Genomic DNA, 16906 nt, shown 5'->3' with positions numbered 1-16906 from the left:
AGTGGTTTTAATTTTGACCTAAACACGTCATAAAACTGTTTACTTGCAGTCATGCGTAAATGGCAAAACCTGTGCAGAAGCCAACTGCGTAACAAAGGCGAAAGGGGAATAACAATGAAACGAGATTTCTTACGTGAATTAGGTATTGAAGATGATGGTATTTTAAAAGCTATTTTAGACAAGAACATGGAAGAAGTGAACACTGCTAAACCACAAGATTATGAAGAATTAAAATCTAACTTGGAGCAAACACAGTCACAACTTTCAGAGTATGAAAAGCAAGTAAACAGTCTGACAGAAGATTACACGAAAGCAAGCGAGCAAATTAACTCATTAACTGCAGATAATGAGCAATTTAAATTGAAAGATTTAAAATCTAATATCGCTCGTGAGTATGATCTACCGTCATCAGTATTTAACAATATCACTGGTAGTGACGAAGATACAATTCGACAGTCGGCTGAAAACTTAGCGAGTGCTTTTAAATCAGTTAAACCAGCTCAACCTACAAAAACGTATGAAGCACCTACTGATGAAACTAATGGCTTACGAGAAACTTTAAGAAGTTTAAAAGGAGAGTAATATAAATGGTACAAAAACAAGAAACTTTATTTAACCCACAAGCGGTAACGGACTTAATCAACAAGGTAAAAGGCGAATCAGTATTAGCTAAATTAACTAACCAAGATGCAATCGGCTTTAACGGTAACGAATACTTTACATTCGATTTTGAAAATGAAATCGACATCGTTGCTGAAGGTGGCGCAAAATCTCACGGTGGTATTAAGGTAGAACCAATCACAGTTGTGCCTTTAAAAGTTGAATACGGTGCCCGCGTGACTGATGAATTTATGTACGCTTCAGAAGAAAAACAATTAGCTATTTTGCAAAACTTTAACGAAGGTTATGCTAAAAAGTTAGCTAAAGGTTTAGACATCATGGCGTTTTCAGGTACTAACCCACGTACAGGTACTAAGTCAACAATTATCGGTACTAACAACTTTGCTGACAAGGTTACACAAGCAGTTACATTTGATGCAGCGAAAGCTGATGACAACTTAGAAGATGCAGTTCAAGCTGTAGTTGGCGCTGACGGTGAAGTAACTGGTGCAGCTTTATCTACTCTATTCGGATCATCATTAGCTAAAATCGAAAACGGCGTTGGTGTTGCAATGTATCCAGAATTTAAATTCGGTGGTAACCCTGGCACATTAGGCGCATTACCTGTTGAATTATCTAAAAACGTATCTATCAACTCTGACCTAGAAGGTGTAGTTGGTGACTTCCGCACAATGTTCAAATACGGTATCACAAAACAAATTCCGTTGACTGTAATTCCTTACGGTGACCCAGATAACTCTGGCCGTGACTTAGCTGGTCATAACGAAGTGTACTTACGTGCTGAAACTTACTTAGGCTGGGGTATCTTATCGGCTGATTCATTCGCTAAAATCACTGGAGCTGGTGCATAATGAAATTTAAGAACACCAAAACAGGCGTGGTCATTGATTTGACTGCGCCAATTTCTGGTGGCAATTGGGTGGCAATCGGTGAGGTTGAAAAAACAAAACCAACACCTAAAGTTAAACCAGAAGTTGAAATTAAACCAAAAGAAGAAACTGTTGAAACAGATGATTTTGATTTAACTAAAATGACGGTTGATGAGTTGAAATCTTACGCAACTGACAATGACATCGAATTATCAGCAACTAAGAAAACGGAAATTATCGAAGAAATCGCTAAAGCATTTGAAATGTAGGTGGTAACATGCAAAATTTTGCAACAACAGACGATATTATCAAACTATGGCGACCGCTAACAAATGAAGAAATCACACGAGCCACTGCACTGCTACCTGTAATATCTGATACCTTGCGTGTCGAAGCTGACAAGGCTGGCGTTGACTTAGACCAAAAATCTAACGACAACATGGCGTACGCAAATGTGTTGAAATCAGTCACAGTAGACGTGCTAGCACGAACTTTAATGACACCGACGGACAAAGAGCCAATGACACAAGAAAGCCAATCAGCATTGGGCTATTCGTGGTCGGGTACGTTCCTAAGTCCTGGTGGTGGTTTGTTCATCAAAAAAGACGAATTAAAGCGTTTAGGCTTGAAACGTCAAAAGATTGGGGGTCGGCACCTGTATGGCGAAGATACATGGCATCCCAGTTACTTTGATTACCAAAACGATTACTGGCTATGATCCATTAAGAGAGCCAATCACACAAGAAGTCGAAACAGTAGTCGACAATGTTATTGTTTCACCGACATCACAAGATGATATTGTAAGCAACCTAGAATTGCATGGAAAACACGCAGTATACACACTAGGTATTCCAAAAGGCGACACACACAACTGGGAAGATGCGGAAGTGTTGTTCTTCGGTAAACGGTGGCGAACATTTGGTGCGACTATTGAGGGTATCGAAAGCATGATTCCACTTGAATGGAATAAGAAAGTGACGGTGGAAGCCTTTGGGTGATATGCGATTTACATTAAATTCAAAAGGTGTACAAGCCTTGCTTAAATCGGCGGAAATGGAAAGTATTGTTCGCGAGAAAGCCAACGAAGCGGTCAAACGACTACCTAGTGGTTATGAAGCGGATACGCATGTTGGTAAAACTCGTGTAAATGCGTCTGTTCGTACTAAAACTTATGCAGCGGTTAAAGATAACTCAAAAAACAATTCACTATTAAAGGCGGTGCGTTAAATGCTAATCGAAGTAATTATCAAACAATACTTAGACGAGCATTTAGATGCGCCGTCTTTTTTTGATTATCCAGATAACCCACCAAGACGATTCGTGCTAATTGATCGCACTAGCGGTGGGGAAAGTGAACGGCTACCAAATTCAACGGTGGCACTTCAAAGTTACGGAAAATCTAAGTATGAAGCAATGGTATTGAATGATGACTTGAAAAAGGTCATGCGAAACATGGAAGAATTGAACGAGATTTCAAAAGTCAGTTTAAATGCTGACTATAATTTCACAGATTTAGAACGAAAACAACAAAGATATCAAGCAGTATTTGATATCTATCATTATTAAAGGGGAGATTTATAAAATGGCAAAAGCACAAAACGTAACATACGGTAAACCTAAAGTAGGTGGGGCAATTAGCGTTGCATCTTTAGGAACTGCACTACCAACTGATGCAATTGGCGCATTAGACGCATCTTTCAAAAACTTGGGTTACATTTCAGAGGACGGTTTAACCAATGCTGATACTCGTGAAAGCGAATCACTCAAAGCATGGGGTGGAGATGTAGTATTAACATCTCAAACTGAAAAATCAGACACATTTACATTCACTTTAATTGAAGCATTAAACATTGATGTGCTGAAATTCTACTATGGCGAAGGAAACGTAACAGGAACCTTAGAAACAGGTATCACAATCAATGCTAACTCAAAAGAATTGAAACCAGTTTCATTAGTCGTGGATATGCTATTCCAAAACGCGTTAAAACGTATTGTAATTCCACAAGCTAAAATCACAGAAACAGGGGAAATTGTATACAACGATACTGAAGCTGTTGGATACGAAACAACTGTTCAAGCGTTTAATGACGATAACGGTAACTCTCATATCGAGTATGTACAGAAACCAAGTGGTGAATAATTATGATTAAAGGGAAAACAACAACTGGCTTTGAGTTTGAAATTGACGAAAGAGCCTTAAAAAATTATGAATTGTTAGAAATATTGAATGACGTTGACGAAAACCCACTTTTAATTACGAAAGTAACAAAAATGTTGATCGGTGATGAAGCTGCTGAAAAGTTAAAAGACCATGTTCGCGATGAAGATGGTTTCGTATCAACGGAAGAAATGTCTAAAGAAATTGCCGATATCTTTAAAGCCTCTCAAGAATTAAAAAACTAATATTCCTCGCAGGCGTATTAAAGGAATGGGAATTCGATTTAATTTGTGACTTAGCACAGTTTTACAACGTACATAACTATATGCAATACCCACTATCCCACGTTTCTACCTTAACAGCAGGGCTACCTGTTGAATCTAGGGTAAAGCGTGGGATAAATGGTATTTCTAGCATTGATGAATTGCTGGTTAAAGTCGGTATCTTGGATAATCTAAACTTTATCGTTTGGTCTAAAACCAAAGACGGACAGAAAAACCAAAATAAACCACAAAGTATGTACAAGTTAGTGACTGCTGGTCAAAAGGTTACAGAAGAAGATTCGTTCACGACTGTTGAGGACTTTGAAAACAGGCGCAAGGAAATTGCGTTAAGAATTCAGGAAGGAGGTTAAATATGGCAACAGAATTAGGTAAAGCGTATGTGCAGATAGTACCGTCCGCAAAAGGCATTAAAGGTATGATCGAGCAGGCCATGGGCGGAGAAGTGAAATCTAGTGGTAAATCGCTAGGTAATTCGCTAGGTAGTTCACTTATGGGCAGTTTGAAAACAGTCGCAGTGGCTGGTGGTGCTGCAATCGGCTCAGCAATAGCTGGTGCAATCGCTGGTGGTGTGGCTGAAGGCGCTAAGTTAGAACAATCGCTTGGCGGTATCGAAACATTATTTAAAGAGAATGCGGACGTTGTTATTAAGAATGCCAGAAAGGCATACGAAACGGCGGGTGTGTCGGCTAACCAATATATGGAACAAGCCACTAGCTTTAGTGCTACATTGTTACAAGGTTTAGGCGGAGATACTGCAAAGGCTGCCGAATACGCTGATAAGGCTATTGTTGACATGAGTGACAACGCGAACAAGATGGGTACTGATATTTCCATGATACAAGACGCTTATCGTGGGTTTAGTCGTGATAATTATACGATGTTGGACAACTTATCACTTGGTTACGGCGGTACCGCTAGTGAAATGGCGCGATTGGTCAATGATTCTGGTGTTCTAGGTGGTGCGTTTGAAGCAACCGCAGAAAATGTAAAAGACATTCCTTTCGATCAACTAATAGAAGCAATCCATGCTACTCAGGAAGAAATGGGAATTACAGGAACAACAGCGGAAGAAGCTAGCAAAACCGTGGCTGGGTCCTTCGCAGCGATGAAGTCCGCAGCACAAAACGTATTAGGGAATCTAGCTTTGGGTGGCGAAGATTTAATTCCATCAATCAAAGCTCTTATTGATACAGGTAAGACTTTCTTAGTCGACAACCTAGCACCAATGGTGTGGGAAATCTTATCTAATTTACCTGTACTATTTACAACTGCACTAGATGCACTAGAACCAGCTTTAATGCAAGGTGGTACTGACCTAATGAATATGTTAGGTATCGGCATCGAGGGCGGTGTTGGTGGCATTGTTGAGAAATTTACAACAGCCATTGCGCCATTAACTGAAGCTACACAAACGGTATTTGGTCAACTACCAGCGCTAATTGGAAGTATTGGGGAAACCATTACACCACTTATTGACATGGTGGCAAATGCTTTCACACAATTGGACTTTAGCGGTTTAGCAACATTTGTTGAAGCTATCCTACCAGCATTACAAGCTGGCTTTGAAACATTTATGAGCGTGGCTGGACCAGCTATTTCAATGTTCGTAGATAGTTTCGTAAATCTATGGAACGTATTACAACCAATATTATCATTACTAGCTGAAGCGTTGATGCCTGTATTGCAGATTCTAGGTGCATTCCTAAGTGGTGTGCTTAAAGGTGCATTGATGGCTGTTACTGGTCTATTTGACATGCTAGCAGTTGCAATCGAGTGGCTAACGCCAGTGATTGATTTCTTGGTGCAAGCATTGAAATTTGTATCTCCTGTTTTGCAATTTATCGCTGAATGGGTAGGGGTCGCAATTGGTCTATTCGCAAACTTTGGTAGTTCAGCCAATGGTTTAAAAGGCATGATGACAAGCGCATGGACGAACATTCAAAATGTGATCTCAACAGCTAGAAATATTATTACAGGCGCTATAAACATTCTTAAAGGTGGTTTCAGCGGTTTAGGTAGTGTGGGTAACACACTGATGAACACCTTGAAATCGGCTTGGAGTACCATTGTTAGTTCAATTAGAAATGCTAAAGCGTCAATTTCTAGCATTATCAACTCAATTAAAGATGTATTCAATTCACTTAAAAATTTAAGCCTTGCTGATGCTGGTAATGCCATCATGAATAGTTTTCTAGGTGGTTTAAAACGTGCGTGGGAAGGTGTTAAAAACTTCGTAAGTGGTATGGCAGACTGGATAAAAGAACATAAAGGGCCAATCAGTTATGACCGTAAGCTATTGATTCCAGCAGGTAAAGCTATCATGCAAGGTTTTAACGATAGCTTAATGGACAACTTCGAAACTGTTAAATCTAACATCTCTGGTGTAGCTGGCGAAATTCAAAATGAAGTAGCTGGTGTGAATGGAATGAACTTAAACACACCAAGCGGAACATGGGATATTAACTCAAATGCCGCTTTAGATAGCGGTCTAAGTGAGAATGCCATTTATGTGAATTCTATTTTGGAAATGGACGGAAAAGTAGTGGCACAGACAACAGAAGGTCACCATCAAGAGCTTGGTGGTCAATGGCAAAGATATAGAGCGAGGGGGCTTGCGCTTTAATGGTTAGATATGATTCAGGGTTTAGCTTTAACGGCAAGCACACCTTTTATGACTGGGGTTTCACGCTTAAAAGTCGAGAGATTGGTTATCCAGATAAAAAGAAAATCACTTACACAGTTCCACACTCAAACAATGTAATTGATTTTAGTGCTTTATACGGTTTCCAAACGCATGGGCAAAGAGTAATCAAATACGTTTTGAATGTGGCTGACATCAATTTTAACGATCCGAACACAGTAAACATTTATGAAATGCGACTGACTAACTGGCTGATGCAAGGTGTCGGTCAAACGTGGCTAGTAGATGATGTATTCCCTACATTCCACTTTCTAGCAGAAGTAGTCAATGGCACCAGCTTTAAGCAAATTGGTGCAAATGGCGAATTAACAATTTCATTCATTGCTTATCCATTTAAGATTGGGAACGAATTTGAAGGCAATGATATTTGGGATACATTCAACTTTGACTTTGACGTATCTCAAAACACAACCCACGAGTTCAAAATCTCATGGAATAGCTTCAAACCAGTTGCAGTTGGTAAATGGGTGCATATTGGTGATTGGGCGACTGATTTCTCGAGCGGTGCTGACATTTCGCCAATTTTAATGGGTCAGACTTATCAAGTATCACAAGTTAGAAATATCGAAAAGAAATCGGCATCACTTAGGGAGTACAAACTTGTGGGCATCAACAACTGGGTATTAGAACAAGATATTGTTGAAGCGCACAACAGTTATTATGATTTAACAATTGTCAACGCTGGAACGAATGCAGTCGCACCAGAAGTAGTTATTCAAACTGGTAAGGCGTTGACCGCAGTCGATAATAACGGCAAGTATTTTAACATTTTAAACCAACCGACCAATTCATCTAGTTTCAAATTGCATCCTGGTGAAAACAAGATTCGGTTATACGGTCAAAATGGTACTTACAAGGTAGATTTCAAGTTTAGGAAGGAGTTGTTGTAGATGTATCGAGGCACTTGGCATACAAGTTTTCAAGATAAAGGTATAGTTCTACACGACCCTTACACTGATGGACTTAAAATCGAAGGTACAATTGCAAAAGAAATAAACAAAGTGGATAATTTCACCTTTAAAATGTATGACCAAGGTGTGGCAGAACAAATCATGCCAATCAAGGACTACATAAGGGTATACAATACCAAAACACAAGAATACGACTTCGAGGGTCGGATTTTTAATATTTCAAAAGGTACTGACCAAAACGGCGCGCCTTACTTTGAGTTTGTGTGCGAAGGTCTACTTGGTTTCTTTCATGATGTGGGTATCGGTAATGGGCGAGCGAAGAAAACATTAAAAGAACACCTTTTATATTTCTTGGATGTTTACAACCGTTTGATTCAATCAGACGAAGAAAAGGTCATTCAAGCTGGTAATTTAACTTACAGCCAAATTAACCGCCAACTAACATTCGAGTGGTTTCCTGAAGACTCCGCTTTTGAAATTATCGTCAATCGTTTGATTGGTGATAATGGCGGTGAATTGCAGTTAAGACGTGAAGGTGAAAACTTATACCTTGATTGGTTAGATAATATCGGGCATATATCAGCTACACCAATTCATACTGGACACAATTTGCTTAAAGACGAGAAATCGAGTGATTTTAGCGATTACGGCACAATTTACGTTCCTTTGGGTGCTAAGATTGGCGACACTTTAAACCGTTTGACAATAAAAGAAGTGAACAATGGTAGTGAGTATCTTTACGATTCAGGACGTACCACTTTTGGTAGTTTAATGAAATGGTTAGTCTATGATGACGTAGATGACCCAGCAGAACTGAAAAGACTAGCACAAGAAGATTTAGATAATCAGAAATTTAGTAAAGACCAGTACACAGTAAGTGCATTGGACTTATCCTTAAATGGGCTAGACATTGAGGGTTTTAAACTTGGTAATGGCTATGTCTTGACTGATGACATTTTACAAATCAAAAATGAAATATTGCGTGTGGTTAAAATCAACATTGATATTAACGAGCCACAGTTATCAAACGTTACAATTGGCGATAAGTATACAGATTTAAGCGAGTTTCAAAACGACAGAGCAAGACTTGCTGATTATCGGCATAGACAAAACGAACGTAAATTCGATGACATTGAAATCTATCAAGATAGACAAGATAAGTCTATTAAAACGAACAAGGATAACATTGTGATAAATGCCAACAACATCAATACCAACAAAGAACGTATTGATGCGATTGTCGAATGGCGAGATGGTTTTATTGAGCGATACAACGAATTGGTAGGTGTCGTAAATGACCTAGTCGCTAACCAAACACCACCTAGTGGCGGTGGCGGAGGTGGCGGAACAGATAGCAGCGGATATGCTAACAATCGTGTGTTCCCAGTTGATTACAATCTACCCGGAATCAACTTCTGGACTAGAGCTACACAGCCAGACATGTCATATGGTCCACGGTGGGGTAGTTTACATAGCGGTTGGGATATTGGTTCTAATGGTAACGCTGGCTATGGCATATACGCTACTACTGATGGTATTGTACGTAAGTCAGAATTTATGTCTGGCGGTATCGGTAACGCCATATACATTGAACACACAGCGGATGATTATTGGTCTAATTACATGCATTTGGCTAGCATATCTGTAAGTGTTGGTCAAACCGTTAAGGCTGGTCAACGAATAGGTACTATGGGTAATACTGGTGGAGATTATGCAATTCACTTGCATTACGAGTTAAGCCCTGACGGTGTGTTCCACAGTGGTGGTAACACTATTAACCCACAAGCTTATTTAGGTATTACAGGAGACAACACAACAAGTCTACCAAGACCGGTTTAATATAATAAAGGAGTTGATTATATGTTATGGAAAGTTATTCCAAACAGAGAAAATAGCGGTTATGACATGTACTGTTGTGCAATCGTAAAAGCTGATACCAAGGAAGAAGCGGAAGACATTGCCACGACTTTGAATAATCTGGATGGAGAAACCACTAAACAAGTATGGAGAGCGATAGAGATAGATTTAGAAAACATTCAGAATGGAATTATATATGCTGATTTCATGCAAGGGTAAAAAAATAAATGACCTATTGGACACCTAATACTACATGGGTGTCTTTTTTAATACAAAAAAAGGAGTCGATATCATTTGGATCGGAACAATATAAATAGAGATAGGGATACAAGTGGTTTAGGACCAATTGAGTATGACCAATCGAAAGTACCAGCGCTTATCCGTAAACACGCTGATGATGTTCGTACTAAAACTTATGGTCAAGAAGTTCGTGAAGCACAGGCTAGAAATGCAGAAATAGCAGGTTTGATTGCTAACGAAGCGGTTGATATCTCAAACGAAACCAAAGGACGACAAGATACCGTTGAAGCTCAATTTAATTCGGTTCAGCAAGAAATGACGGATAAGGATGTCGTTAGTGCGCCAGAAATCATAGCAGCTAGAAACGGTGAAGCCACTTTGAATGATAGATTAAATAAATTTGAACAAAATGTAATCCACATGGGATTGTTCAAAAAAAGACCAACAGATATTGATGATAGTGAAAGATTTCAAAGGGCTATGAACTATGCTCATTCGGTAAAAAAACCATTAGTATTAAATGGTGGTGTTTATTATGTCAGAATGCTTAATATTCCTACTGGTTTAACTTTAATTGGTAATGGCGCTACCCTCAAAAAACCTAATCTATCAGCACCACCTTACAACATGACAACTGGGGAAATGAAATGGACGCGGCTTGCGGAAGTGAAAGACTATTCTGGTGATGTAGATAGTGATATGACACATATCAGTGATTTGACTTTCGATGGAAGTTGTTGGGATATGTGGGACACACCATCTTTTGCGCAAGAACAAGCTAGTTTACTAATAGCGTGGGCAGACACTGCTAAAAAGGGTAGAGTTAAAATTAGATTAGATAACTGCCACTTTGTTGATAATGTGAGTGATGGAATACACCTATGGACGAACGTCGACGCTCAAATAAATAATTGCTCGTCTTATGATTGTTTTAGAGGTGGTTTAGTTATCACTGGTGGTTATACTAGAGTTAATGTAAATAATTTCTCATCATCTTCTAATCTTTTACCTGACGGCATTGATGTTGAAGTCGACGCTAATGGATACGGTGGTACACGCGCTGTTGAATTGAATTTTAACAATATAACGATTGACACCGATTTTGATTTTGAAATACCCAATGACAGTTATGGTAATATTAACAATGTTATCCTTTCAAAAGATAGAGGTACTAGTTACTTAGGTGTTGGTTTTAACAGTATTTTAAACGTTACGAATTCCAGATTCGTTTCAAAAAATAGTACAACAAACAATAATAGATTATTACTAAGTGGTGCTGCTAAATTTAAGAACTGCCAATTTTTAGCTAGGCCAAGAGAAAACAGCAATTTAGAAGATAGGGCATTATACATATACAGTTACATGATGGACGACCCAAAAGGTGTTGTTGGAAAGTCTTGGACTGCCACTTTTGATGATTGTCACTTCGGTTATTTAGGAGATAATTATAAAGAAGTACCTACCACTGGTATTTATACAAGATATAGCGCGGTTACAACAGTAATAATTGAAAATTGCCACTTTGATGATACGCTTTCGTTGGGCATACACTCGCAAATCAAAAATTTACATACAAGAAACAACCGATATGCTTGTTATAACACCGCACTTTATCATATTTCCAATCAGTATAATGTGGGTAATGAAATTGTAATCGACAATCCTATCTTAATTAATAAATCAATTAAATATTTAGAGATTGAGTCAGCCGGTGCTATTATACGACACTTAAACACAGTTTTAACAGACGAAAATTCAAGAATATATGGACAGAATATTGCTAATTCATCTGAGAGTTCGTACTATCAAACTTTTATCGGCAACAGATTGATATATACGAAAATAGATCCTACCATTAGCCCTTATCTACGAGGAATACCCGGTGATGTTGCAATTTCAACAACACCAGTCATAGACGGCAATACTAAGGTTTGGCGTTGTGTACGTTCTTCAACGGCCAGTTCACCTTATAATTCAGTATGGGTTGAGATAACAGCCAAAAATCTACCGGTTGGCGTACTTTAATATTTCATAATAAGGGTGGTGTTATTCAATTAACCTCGTTCCCTCCGAAAGGAGCGTGATAAAAACAAAAAAACGTATAATTTACTACTAAATTTCAACGTCACTCAAGTTTTTAAATAAAGGAGAAATACACAATGACAACATTTTACAACCAATCAGCAAAACGTTTTTACTTTGACACACCTCAAACGGATAAATTACAAGCTTTTACACTCCAACACCAAACTGGCATGTTGACATCAGCAACTTTCACAAATACTTCAACAGAGCCATCTAAAATCACAATGACTTTAAATGGTGTGGATATTCTTTTTGAATATGAAGTCGCAGCGGGAACTAATGAGGTATTACCTTTTAACATTGTATTAGAATCAGGCGACATCGTATATATCAAACAGTCGGTAGCCAATGCTGTTAACGTGTCACTAAATGGATCAGTTGGATAATAAACAAATTAGCGCTCATTAAGTTGGGCGCTTTTATTTTTATTTGAAAGGAGCGTGTAAATGGATTGGCAATATGTAATTGAACGCATAGCAGTAAACGCAGGCTATATCCTCACGATTTTCACAGCTATTAAATACTTTGTACTTAATCCATTGGAAAAACGGCGAAAAAAAGAAGATGATGAAAAAAATGCAGAACAGAACGCATTTCAAGAGCGTATTTTGCAGAAAACATCAGAAAACCAGAAGCCGCTAGTTGAAACACTTGATAGCTTAAAACAGCTTATCGAGGACATACGGCGTGATAGTGATGATCTACATGAAATTGCTGATGTCAATGTTAAGGCAATCGGGGAATTAGACGAGGAAATGGACAAACACGATAAACGTATTTATCGGTTGGAAGTTAAGAATGGCTTCATCAAAATGGAGGAAGAAAAATAATGGAGTTTAATTTATTTATTATTCCGCTAACCATGATTATTACTCAACTATTGAAAGGGTACGTACCTAATAAGTACGTACCTTTTTTAGCTGTTTTATCGGGTTATTAGCTGGGTTAGCATACGGTGCGTATTATGGTGGCGATTTATTCGCACAGGCTTTTAATGGGCTTGTATACGGTGCGAGTGCAAGCGGAATTTACGATATGAGTGCAAGCCAAATTAAAGAGGAGGAAGTTTAATGGCAATTCCAAAGTCAGCAAAATTCAAGTATGAAATTATTCAAGATTACAAAGTACCGAATGGTAAAGCTGGAAGATTTGCAGCAGGTAAACCAACGTGGGTAGTAGTCCATTCAAGTGGCAACCCGAACGCTAGCTTGGAAAGCGAGATTGCATACATGGCTAGAAACCAAGATAGTGCGTTCACACACGCATGGGCAGGACATAACAAGATTATCGAAATTGCGAATACCGACTATCCAGCGTGGGGTGCTGGTCGTACAGCTAACAAATATGCGGTGCAAATCGAGGTTACAGAAGATAAGCGACTAACAAAAGCACAAAAACTACAAGCGATTGATCGTGAAGCATTTTGGGTAGCAGTACAGTGTGCTTATTATGGCATCCCTTTGGACAAAGTGTATAGTCATGCTGACATTAGTCGCATGTACCCGCAAGATACAGACCACACCGATCCAATCGCATTTTTCAAATCAGTTGGTGTTTCGTGGTCATCGTTTAAAGAGCAAGTAAAAAAATATTACGATGTTTTGGTTGCAGGAGGCGATACAACTAAAATCACTTCGCTAGATGGACAAAAAGCCACCGTAATGACTTCAAAAACATCAACCAACACCAATACAGGTATCGTCAAAAAGTATGCTGAAAAAGGCGTATTTTATCCGAATGAAACAATCATCGCACGAGATGCACCGACCACTAAAGCAAATATTGTTGCACGATACCGCAAAGGTGAAAACCTAACGTATCACACCGTTCATGTTGGCAATGGTTATGTATGGCTGGAATACTTGCGGAACAATGGCAAATCAGGTTTCATTCCAATTCGTGAATATAAGAATGGAAAGTATGGCAAGGCTTGGGGCACAATTAAATAATCAAATTAAAGGGGTAGCCAGTTTTGGTTACCCCGTTTTTTTATTCCTATTTTTAGAAAAAAGTAGCAGAAAAGTAGCAGGAAGTCTCTACTAGTCTAAACTTACTGTAATTTTAACGACTAAAATTTGTCTGAAAAGCCTTATTTTAAGCGGTTTTTATACTAGTGGGGACGTGTGGTAAATGATATTATTTAACCCGTGAAGTTAAATAATTAACTTTAGTTAGACAACTGACTCGGTAACAACACAAATAATAAATACGTATTTACTATTGGAGACCCACAGCTTGTGTACACAGGTTGTGGGTCTTTTTCATTTACCCACACTATTTGGAAATGGTCGTGACTGTTAATTGGCGGCGACTAGGGTATAATGTAAGGTATGATTTTAAGCAACAGCAATTTTCATATGATTGAAGGAGTTTACGATGGCAAATAAGAAACCATATGTCACTTATGGGTTGATTGCGATTCAAGTAGTGCTCTTCCTTGCGATGCAAGTGATGGGTGGATCTGAGTCGGCATTGACCTTGATTTTGTTCGGGGCGAAGTTTAACCCACTGATTGCAGCGGGAGAGTATTGGCGCTTGATTATGCCAATTTTCCTGCATATTGGCTGGATGCATTTATTGATTAACACAATTACCTTGTATTATTTAGGTTCTATGGTGGAAAACATTCTAGGTCACTGGAAATATTTGGTTATTTATTTGACCGCAGGCATTATGGGAAATTTATTCTCTTACCAATTCTCAGATAATGTTTCAGCGGGAGCGTCAACAGCTTTATTTGGGCTCTTCGCTGTCTTTTTGGCCTTGCGAAATCTATATCCATCGAACCGTTATATCCAAAGTCTGGGTTCTCAATACATGACCCTAATTGGTATTAACTTGGTTTTCGGCTTCCTAGGATCTGGGATCGACATTTGGGGCCATATAGGTGGTATTGTAGGTGGTTTCCTCATCACCATGACCCTGATGAAGGGCGAAGGCCACGACGACCGGAAAGTGCAGCGCATCGGGTCTCTTGCCGTGTATCTGATTATCGCCATCTTCATCCTTCTAAATCAAGGAACAGCCAACGTGATTATGCCATAGGAGGCGTGTAATTTAAATGGAAAAAGTACCCACAACCCTAAGCAAGCAAGCTATTCGCGACCACGTGTTCGCCTATTGGCAAACCTTGCCCCAAGCTGACCGGATTCGCATGCAGGCTGATTTATACGCGCAATTATTCAACCACCCAGCCTTTGTATCTGCGCACACAATAGCAGTCACCATGTCACATCCTGGCGAAATCGATACCAAGCCAATCATAGACTATGCGATAACAGCCGGCATACAAGTTCTTGTCCCCAAAACCTTACCCAAACGTCAAATGACTTTTGGCGTGTTTGAAGGGGTAGCTCAATTGGCACGTACTAAGTTTGGTATCTTAGAGCCTACAGATGAAGCGACATTTGTCGACAAAAAAGAGATAGATTTGATAATTGTCCCTGGTTTATTCTTCACTAAAGAAGGTTTTAGAATTGGTCATGGTGGGGGATACTATGATATTTATTTAGCAGATTATCCGGGTCAAACCATTTCTCTGGCCTTGCCAGGTATGATGGACCAAGCAATACGTTTTGACCAAGATGATTTTGATATCCCGGTCAAGCATGTTTTATGCGCTGAAGATATCCAATGATGCAACCGGTAACATTTTTTTCAAAAGGGGCTAATCTTTTTGATGAAAGTCTGATAAAATAAGAATAAACATGCAATTTAAAAAGGGAGTTAGTATAATGACAAAGAAAATTTTTGGTATCGACTTAGGTGGTACGTCAATTAAATTATCCGTAGTCTCAACTGAAGGTGACATTATTGATCAATGGTCAGTACCTACGGATAACAAAGACGAAGGACAACACATTATTCATGACTTGAACCAAGCAATTGATGCGAAGATGAAAGAAAATAACTGGACCAATGATGATATTTTAGGTGTTGGTATGGGCTCTCCAGGTGTTGTCAACCGCGAAAAAGGTACCGTTACGGGTGCTTACAATCTAAACTGGGTTGATGAGCAACCTGTTGCTGATACTATCCGTAGTTACTTCAACGCCGATTGGCCAATTTTTATTGAAAATGATGCCAATGTTGCAGCGCTTGGTGAACAATGGAAGGGTGCCGGTGATCATGCGAGCGACGTTGTTCTAGTGACATTAGGTACGGGTGTTGGTGGTGGTGTCATCGTCAACAACCAATTAGTAGTGGGTCAAGGTGCTGCCGGTGAAATTGGTCATATGTTCTCTAAAGAAGATGGTCGTAAATGTACATGTGGTAAACACGGTTGTTTAGAAACTGTCGCTTCAGCGTCAGGGATTGTTTGGACTGCCGGTGAACTTGCATATGCGATGGACGATACGGGTTCTGCCATCCAAGGTCGAATCTTCAACGGTGATAAGGTGACATCAGAAGATATTTTCAAAGCTGCGCAAGCTGGGGATGTATTTGCGGAAGCGGTTGTTGACGAAACCATGAGCCACTTGGGACGTGCTTTAGGGCAAATTGCTGCTGTAACGAACCCTAAATACATCTTAATTGGTGGTGGTGTTGCAAATGCTGGTCAATACCTTTTGGATAAAGTAACCCAACATTTTAATGCATCAGTATATCCTGGTGTGGGTGCAACAACGCACATCAAATTAGCAACACTAGGTAATGATGCTGGCGTTTATGGCGCTGCTTCATTGGTAATGGCAAATATTTAATTGATCGTAATTTGGTAAAGAAGGGAAAAATAGTAAATGATTAATTTTGGAATGATTTCATGGATTATCTTGATTGTTGTGTTATTAATATGGGGAGGTTTCTGGTTATACAACTACCTATTACGTAAAAATAACGCAACGATAATCTCACAAGAGGATTTCCAACAAACAATGCATTCAGCACAAGTAGTGGATATTCGTGAAGCCAATGAATACAACTCAGCGCACATTCTTGGCGCACGTAACGTGCCTTATTCAACTTTGCAACAAGGCGTACCTGGTTTCAACAAAACACAACCAATCTACCTTTATGCAGATGTGAATAACTTAACTGGTCGAGTAGCGAAAAAATTACGTGAAGCTGGATATGAAAATATTTATATCTTAGATGGTGGCATGCGTGATTGGACTGGCAAGGTAAAAAGAGCAAATTAATCAATTGAGCAACAGTTTTTAATGCTTAATCGGTGAAAATGC

Annotated in this window: 22 protein-coding genes; all 22 read left to right on the top strand. The window is 39.1% G+C overall.

The window, feature by feature from the left end:
- The first annotated feature begins 114 nt into the window (after positions 1-114).
- Positions 115-582 (top strand): hypothetical protein, encoded by a 468-nt coding sequence (locus tag B9P78_RS00235; protein ID WP_094517596.1) that lies wholly within the window; start codon positions 115-117, stop codon positions 580-582.
- A 5-nt stretch (positions 583-587) separates the two neighbouring features.
- Complete coding sequence (locus B9P78_RS00230) at positions 588-1472, top strand: phage major capsid protein (protein WP_094517595.1); 885 nt, start codon at positions 588-590, stop codon at positions 1470-1472.
- Positions 1472-1759, top strand: a complete 288-nt coding sequence (locus B9P78_RS00225; protein WP_094517594.1) for a Rho termination factor N-terminal domain-containing protein — start codon at positions 1472-1474, stop codon at positions 1757-1759. Before B9P78_RS00230 ends, B9P78_RS00225 begins: the two co-directional genes overlap by 1 nt.
- Before the next feature lie 8 nt (positions 1760-1767).
- A complete protein-coding gene (locus B9P78_RS00220) occupies positions 1768-2208 on the top strand; it encodes a phage Gp19/Gp15/Gp42 family protein (RefSeq protein WP_094517593.1) in 441 nt (146 codons plus the stop codon).
- Entirely contained in the window at positions 2150-2488 is a 339-nt protein-coding gene (locus tag B9P78_RS00215) for a hypothetical protein (protein ID WP_094517592.1), read from the top strand. Before B9P78_RS00220 ends, B9P78_RS00215 begins: the two co-directional genes overlap by 59 nt.
- Position 2489: 1 nt before the next feature.
- Positions 2490-2717 carry a hypothetical protein gene (locus B9P78_RS00210; RefSeq protein ID WP_369824283.1) on the top strand — a complete coding sequence of 76 codons (228 nt, stop codon included), beginning with the start codon at positions 2490-2492 and terminating at the stop codon, positions 2715-2717.
- A complete protein-coding gene (locus B9P78_RS00205) occupies positions 2718-3056 on the top strand; it encodes a hypothetical protein (RefSeq protein ID WP_094517590.1) in 339 nt (112 codons plus the stop codon).
- Between the two features lie 16 nt (positions 3057-3072).
- Positions 3073-3630 carry a phage tail protein gene (locus tag B9P78_RS00200; protein ID WP_094517589.1) on the top strand — a complete coding sequence of 186 codons (558 nt, stop codon included), beginning with the start codon at positions 3073-3075 and terminating at the stop codon, positions 3628-3630.
- A gap of 2 nt (positions 3631-3632) precedes the next feature.
- The gene (locus B9P78_RS00195) at positions 3633-3893 is read left to right on the top strand and encodes a hypothetical protein (protein WP_094517588.1); all 261 of its coding nucleotides are present in this window, start codon (positions 3633-3635) and stop codon (positions 3891-3893) included.
- Between the two features lie 80 nt (positions 3894-3973).
- Positions 3974-4282, top strand: coding sequence for a DUF5361 domain-containing protein (locus tag B9P78_RS00190; protein WP_094517587.1), 309 nt, complete (start codon positions 3974-3976; stop codon positions 4280-4282).
- A gap of 2 nt (positions 4283-4284) precedes the next feature.
- Positions 4285-6555, top strand: a complete 2271-nt coding sequence (locus B9P78_RS00185) for a hypothetical protein (protein ID WP_094517586.1) — start codon at positions 4285-4287, stop codon at positions 6553-6555.
- Complete coding sequence (locus B9P78_RS00180) at positions 6555-7523, top strand: hypothetical protein (RefSeq protein WP_094517585.1); 969 nt, start codon at positions 6555-6557, stop codon at positions 7521-7523. The genes B9P78_RS00185 and B9P78_RS00180 overlap by 1 nt, the downstream gene beginning before the upstream one ends.
- On the top strand, positions 7524-9383 hold the full coding sequence (locus B9P78_RS00175) for a phage tail spike protein (protein WP_094517584.1): 1860 nt from the start codon (positions 7524-7526) through the stop codon (positions 9381-9383).
- 21 nt (positions 9384-9404) lie between these two features.
- On the top strand, positions 9405-9620 hold the full coding sequence (locus tag B9P78_RS00170) for a hypothetical protein (protein ID WP_094517583.1): 216 nt from the start codon (positions 9405-9407) through the stop codon (positions 9618-9620).
- A 75-nt stretch (positions 9621-9695) separates the two neighbouring features.
- Entirely contained in the window at positions 9696-11666 is a 1971-nt protein-coding gene (locus B9P78_RS00165; protein WP_094517582.1) for a hypothetical protein, read from the top strand.
- Between the two features lie 134 nt (positions 11667-11800).
- The gene (locus tag B9P78_RS00160; RefSeq protein WP_094517581.1) at positions 11801-12112 is read left to right on the top strand and encodes a hypothetical protein; all 312 of its coding nucleotides are present in this window, start codon (positions 11801-11803) and stop codon (positions 12110-12112) included.
- A gap of 60 nt (positions 12113-12172) precedes the next feature.
- Positions 12173-12556: a hypothetical protein gene (locus B9P78_RS00155; RefSeq protein ID WP_094517580.1), complete on the top strand. Its 384-nt coding sequence runs from the start codon at positions 12173-12175 to the stop codon at positions 12554-12556.
- Positions 12557-12796: 240 nt separating this feature from the next.
- Positions 12797-13675: an N-acetylmuramoyl-L-alanine amidase gene (locus B9P78_RS00150; protein ID WP_094517579.1), complete on the top strand. Its 879-nt coding sequence runs from the start codon at positions 12797-12799 to the stop codon at positions 13673-13675.
- Between the two features lie 427 nt (positions 13676-14102).
- Positions 14103-14771: a rhomboid family intramembrane serine protease gene (locus B9P78_RS00145; protein ID WP_094517578.1), complete on the top strand. Its 669-nt coding sequence runs from the start codon at positions 14103-14105 to the stop codon at positions 14769-14771.
- Between the two features lie 16 nt (positions 14772-14787).
- Positions 14788-15363 (top strand): 5-formyltetrahydrofolate cyclo-ligase, encoded by a 576-nt coding sequence (locus B9P78_RS00140; RefSeq protein WP_094517577.1) that lies wholly within the window; start codon positions 14788-14790, stop codon positions 15361-15363.
- A 97-nt stretch (positions 15364-15460) separates the two neighbouring features.
- Positions 15461-16429 (top strand): ROK family glucokinase, encoded by a 969-nt coding sequence (locus tag B9P78_RS00135; protein WP_094517576.1) that lies wholly within the window; start codon positions 15461-15463, stop codon positions 16427-16429.
- Positions 16430-16465: 36 nt separating this feature from the next.
- On the top strand, positions 16466-16864 hold the full coding sequence (locus B9P78_RS00130; RefSeq protein WP_094517575.1) for a rhodanese-like domain-containing protein: 399 nt from the start codon (positions 16466-16468) through the stop codon (positions 16862-16864).
- Positions 16865-16906: the final 42 nt, after the last annotated feature.

The organism is Aerococcus sp. 1KP-2016, from assembly GCF_002252085.1.
Taxonomy (GTDB): Bacteria; Bacillota; Bacilli; order Lactobacillales; family Aerococcaceae; genus Aerococcus.
The sequence above is the reverse complement of the archived record's forward strand: the minus strand, read 5'-3'. Positions and strand labels throughout refer to the sequence as shown.

Bases quoted from the DNA above. Each gene is read 5' to 3' on its own strand.
- B9P78_RS00205 (WP_094517590.1), top strand. From the start codon at position 2,718: ATGCTAATCGAAGTAATTATCAAACAATACTTAGACGAGCATTTAGAT.
- B9P78_RS00170 (WP_094517583.1), top strand. From the start codon at position 9,405: ATGTTATGGAAAGTTATTCCAAACAGAGAAAATAGCGGTTATGACATG.
- B9P78_RS00185 (WP_094517586.1), top strand. From the start codon at position 4,285: ATGGCAACAGAATTAGGTAAAGCGTATGTGCAGATAGTACCGTCCGCA.
- B9P78_RS00160 (WP_094517581.1), top strand. From the start codon at position 11,801: ATGACAACATTTTACAACCAATCAGCAAAACGTTTTTACTTTGACACA.
- B9P78_RS00140 (WP_094517577.1), top strand. From the start codon at position 14,788: ATGGAAAAAGTACCCACAACCCTAAGCAAGCAAGCTATTCGCGACCAC.
- B9P78_RS00175 (WP_094517584.1), top strand. From the start codon at position 7,524: ATGTATCGAGGCACTTGGCATACAAGTTTTCAAGATAAAGGTATAGTT.
- B9P78_RS00195 (WP_094517588.1), top strand. From the start codon at position 3,633: ATGATTAAAGGGAAAACAACAACTGGCTTTGAGTTTGAAATTGACGAA.
- B9P78_RS00155 (WP_094517580.1), top strand. From the start codon at position 12,173: ATGGATTGGCAATATGTAATTGAACGCATAGCAGTAAACGCAGGCTAT.
- B9P78_RS00130 (WP_094517575.1), top strand. From the start codon at position 16,466: ATGATTAATTTTGGAATGATTTCATGGATTATCTTGATTGTTGTGTTA.
- B9P78_RS00190 (WP_094517587.1), top strand. From the start codon at position 3,974: ATGCAATACCCACTATCCCACGTTTCTACCTTAACAGCAGGGCTACCT.
- B9P78_RS00180 (WP_094517585.1), top strand. From the start codon at position 6,555: ATGGTTAGATATGATTCAGGGTTTAGCTTTAACGGCAAGCACACCTTT.
- B9P78_RS00215 (WP_094517592.1), top strand. From the start codon at position 2,150: ATGGCGAAGATACATGGCATCCCAGTTACTTTGATTACCAAAACGATT.
- B9P78_RS00145 (WP_094517578.1), top strand. From the start codon at position 14,103: ATGGCAAATAAGAAACCATATGTCACTTATGGGTTGATTGCGATTCAA.
- B9P78_RS00200 (WP_094517589.1), top strand. From the start codon at position 3,073: ATGGCAAAAGCACAAAACGTAACATACGGTAAACCTAAAGTAGGTGGG.
- B9P78_RS00135 (WP_094517576.1), top strand. From the start codon at position 15,461: ATGACAAAGAAAATTTTTGGTATCGACTTAGGTGGTACGTCAATTAAA.
- B9P78_RS00225 (WP_094517594.1), top strand. From the start codon at position 1,472: ATGAAATTTAAGAACACCAAAACAGGCGTGGTCATTGATTTGACTGCG.
- B9P78_RS00150 (WP_094517579.1), top strand. From the start codon at position 12,797: ATGGCAATTCCAAAGTCAGCAAAATTCAAGTATGAAATTATTCAAGAT.
- B9P78_RS00210 (WP_369824283.1), top strand. From the start codon at position 2,490: ATGCGATTTACATTAAATTCAAAAGGTGTACAAGCCTTGCTTAAATCG.
- B9P78_RS00220 (WP_094517593.1), top strand. From the start codon at position 1,768: ATGCAAAATTTTGCAACAACAGACGATATTATCAAACTATGGCGACCG.
- B9P78_RS00230 (WP_094517595.1), top strand. From the start codon at position 588: ATGGTACAAAAACAAGAAACTTTATTTAACCCACAAGCGGTAACGGAC.
- B9P78_RS00235 (WP_094517596.1), top strand. From the start codon at position 115: ATGAAACGAGATTTCTTACGTGAATTAGGTATTGAAGATGATGGTATT.